Origin of the sequence: Arthrobacter sp. Hiyo1 (assembly GCF_001263615.2) — a bacterium.
In the GTDB taxonomy this organism is placed as follows: Bacteria; Actinomycetota; Actinomycetes; order Actinomycetales; family Micrococcaceae; genus Arthrobacter.
Window position 1 is genome coordinate 300,938 of the sequence record NZ_DF952474.1, and the last position, 1,537, is coordinate 302,474.

Sequence of the window (1,537 nt, forward strand, 5' to 3'; positions counted from 1 at the left end):
CGTCGGAATGCCGACGACGGTGCGCCAGTTCTGCTCGGACAGCGGCTTGGCGAACTCGGCCGGGTCCGCGATGGACACCATCGAGTTGATGGCGCCCTTGTTGTGGGTCAGGAGGATGGTCTCAGCTTTTTGTCCATCAACACCATCGAGGAGGAACGGCTCGGCCTCGTAGAGGATGTGTTCGTCGCGGGAAATCACGGTGGACAGGCCGGCGTCGAAATCGTCGAAGCGCAGCAGGCGCGTCTCGCTGAATTCCGAGCAGCCGATGCTCAGCACGAGGTACCTCCGGTCGGAGGAGAGCTCGAATCCGAGCCACATTGCGACGTCGTCCTCCTGGTAGATCACCTCGTCCTCGCTGACGGGCGTGCCCAGGACGTGCGACTTTACTTGGTACGGGCGCCAGGAATCGTCAACCACGGTGTAGAAGATCCGCGTGCCGTCGGGGGAGAAGGCCACGCCGTAGAAGATGTTCTCGATGACATCGGGCAGAAGTTCACCCGTGCGCAGGTCCTTGATGCGGAGCGTGAAGCGTTCCTCGCCGGAGTTGTCCACCGCGTAGGCATAGAGGTTGCCGTCTACGGTCACGGCGGTTCCGCCAATGGAGAAGAACGGCTTGCCTTCCGCCTCGGCGTTCCCGTCCAGCAGGACTTCTTCGCCCAGGAGTTCGACGCCGGGTTCCACCGCCGGCGGGGTCCAGTCCGCCACCGGGTTGCCCGAGTTCGCGGCCCGGACGCGGCACTGGATGCCATATTCCTTGCCCTCGACAGAGCGGGTGTAGTACCACCAGCCATCCTTGCGGCTGGGGACCGAGAGGTCCGTCTCCTGGGTGCGTCCCTTGATTTCCTGGAAGATCGCCTCCCGCAGCGGTTCCTGGTGTGCGGTGACAGCTTCCTGGTAGGCATTTTCAGCCTTCAAGTGCTCAATGACCTCGGAGGATTCCTTGTCCCGGAGCCATTCGTAGTTGTCCACGAAAACATCGCCGTGGTGCTCGCGGGTGTGCGGCACCTTCTTGGCGACGGGGGCCGTTGGGCCTTCGGCGTGGGATGGCTGGGCGGAACCGGAAGTCTGGGTCATGCTCTCAATATATAGAGCCTGACGGACGCCGGAGCCCGCGTTCGCTGCGGGGGTAGCGGTGTGCGCTTAGGTGCAGGTGAACTGGCCCGACGTGGGGGTGCCCGTCCAGGTGTTGTTGGTGCCGGGGACCGGATACTGGTTGCTGACCGACCAATTCCAGGTTCCAAAGTGGGGAATGATTTTCGCCGTGTAGGTTCCGCCCCCACTTTGGTTGCTGTTGCCGCTGAAAAGGACGAGCCCGAGGCTGGAAGTGACGGTGAACTGTCCTACGAATCGGGGATCGGAAAGTGCCCAGTTCGTGACGCTGATGGTGAGGTTCGATCCCTGGCAACTCGCGCTGACCGTGGCGGTCGAAGCCAGGGTGGCGGAGGAGACCGGGAGGGCAGCACCCGCAGCTGAGTTGAACGCGGCCTGCGCGATGCCGGGAGCGAAGACCAACACCGCAGCCGCTGCCAGGACCGCG

1 protein-coding gene and 1 pseudogene are annotated in these 1,537 nt (G+C 63.4%); both read right to left on the reverse strand.

Going from position 1 to position 1,537, the window contains the following annotated elements:
* Positions 1-1,074 (reverse strand): annotated as a pseudogene (locus AHiyo1_RS18725) (S9 family peptidase); the annotation flags it as partial.
* Positions 1,075-1,140: 66 nt separating this feature from the next.
* The coding region (locus AHiyo1_RS18730) for a hypothetical protein (RefSeq protein WP_172465638.1) at positions 1,141-1,537 on the reverse strand (397 nt) is incomplete at its 5' end.